General features: G+C 74.4%; 2 protein-coding genes. Both read left to right on the plus strand.

Annotated features, from left to right (window positions below; all coding sequences use genetic code 11):
• Positions 1 to 761, plus strand: a 761-nt coding sequence (locus KDL01_RS41015) for a serine protease (RefSeq protein WP_212534126.1), incomplete at its 5' end; no start/stop codon positions are given.
• A 134-nt stretch (positions 762 to 895) separates the two neighbouring features.
• On the plus strand, positions 896 to 1,579 hold a 684-nt coding region (locus KDL01_RS41020), incomplete at its 3' end, for a chorismate-binding protein (protein WP_307846808.1).

The raw sequence follows: 1,579 nt of genomic DNA on the forward strand, positions 1-1,579 counted from the left end.
TGTGTATAAGAGACAGGGCGCGGGCCGTGGTGGGCGGGACGGCCGCGGCGCAGGGGGAGTTCCCGTTCATGGTCTCGCTGCGGGAGAACGGCTACCCGTACTGCGGCGGGACGCTGGTGGCCCCGCAGTGGGTCCTCACGGCCGCGCACTGCCTCACCGGACGGCCCACCAGCATCCTCACCGCCGTGCTGGACCAGGCCGCGCGATACGGCACGGGAACCACGGTCGGGGTGGACAAGGTCGTGGTGGACCCCAAGTACGACTCGACCACCGAGGACTCCGACGCGGCGCTGGTGCGGCTCTCCTCGCCCGCCACCGGGATCCCCACGGTCGGCATCGACCCGGCCGGGTCCGGGGACACCCCGTACGCGCGGGCCGGCGCCACCGCGACCGTCATAGGGTACGGCTCGGTCGACCCGGAGGACGTCAACGGCGACGGGTCCATCACCTACCCGTCCACGCTCCAGTTCGCGCAGGTCGTGGTCGACTCCGACGCGAACTGCTCCACGGTCTTCAACGGCGCGCAGGAGCCCGCCGCCCGCCCCGACCTGATGCTGTGCGCGGGCGGCGACGGGAAGCACGACGCCTGCGTGGGCGACAGCGGCGGGCCGCTGCTGGTCCCGGACGGGTCCACCGGCTGGACGCAGATCGGCCTGGTCAGCTGGGGGGCCGGGTGCGCGGTACGCGGCGTGCCCGGGGTCTACACGCGGCTGTCCGACCCGGCGATCAACTCCTTCGTACGGACCACGATCGGGCACTAGGGGGCCGGAAGGGGGCGTGTGAGGCCGCCTGAGGCCGTCTGGCGGCGGCCGGGGCTGCGGTCGAGCTACGGCTGGCCCCACGGTGGAACCACGCCGGTGCGCGGCGGGCGGGGGCGGTGCGGGATCATGGGTGCGTGCGCGACTACGCCTACTTCGACGGACGCCTGGCCACCGGGCTGGTCGAGGTCAGCCATGACCCCGCGGTGCTGGACGGGCCGGGCTGGTGGGCCGTGGTGGGCACCTTCGAGGGCCGGTGGACCTGTGCCCGCTTCAGCTCGGTGGTCCCGGCTCCGGTGCCCTCGGGCGTGTGGGCGGGGCCGAGCCCGACCGCGTGGCGCACCTCGCTCGGGCGCCGGGCCTACGAGCAGGGCGTGGCCGAGATACGCGAGCAGATCGCCACGGGGTGGATATACCAGGCCAACCTCTGCCGGGTGCTGACCGCGCCGATTCCGGCCCGGTCCGAGCCGGCCGGGCTGGCCGCCCTGCTGGCCGCCGCGCACCCCGCCCCGTACGCGGGAGCGGTGGACGTGCCCGACGCCGGGGTGCGGGTCGTGACGGCCTCTCCAGAGCTCTTCCTGGCCCGCGACGGGGATCTGCTGACCTCCGGGCCGATCAAGGGCACCGGGCGCACCGCGGCCGATCTGCTGCCGAAGGACACGGCGGAGAACGTGATGATCGTGGACCTGGTGCGCAACGACCTCGCCCGGGTGGCCGAACCGGGGACGGTGGATGTGCCCTCGCTGTGCGCGGTGCGGGAACATCCCGGGCTGGTGCACCTGGAGTCGACGGTGACGGCGCGGCTGCGGGCGGGGGAGGGG

This window comes from Actinospica durhamensis (assembly GCF_018139695.1).
Classification (GTDB): domain Bacteria; phylum Actinomycetota; class Actinomycetes; order Streptomycetales; family Catenulisporaceae; genus Actinospica; species Actinospica durhamensis.